The organism is Pseudomonas sp. SDO5215_S409, assembly GCF_054071325.1.
This window is the reverse complement of the sequence record NZ_JBSVWN010000221.1, coordinates 1-223: the sequence shown is the minus strand read 5'-3', so window position 1 is coordinate 223 and position 223 is coordinate 1. Positions and strand designations below refer to the sequence as shown.

The window sequence follows — 223 nt, the reverse complement described above, 5'->3', positions numbered from 1 at the left end:
GGCTGTTGCTGGAGGTCATCCATGAAGGCAAACAGCCGCAAGTGCTCGGTGAAAACGTCATCAGCGACGTGACCGACCACAAGGACGATTTCCATCAGGGCTACCGTAATCACTTTCTCGCCACGCCGTGGGACGCGCCCTACCGCCCACCGCTGAAACACCCCAAACCGATGCGCATAGGCAGCCAGACCGCCATCGTCACCGGGCCTGCCGGGCAGGAGAT

The 223-nt window shown here is 61.4% G+C and carries 1 pseudogene; it reads left to right on the top strand.

Annotation, left to right across the window (positions count from 1 at the left end):
• Positions 1-223 (top strand): annotated as a pseudogene (locus ACW9H9_RS28970) (type VI secretion system tip protein VgrG); the annotation flags it as partial.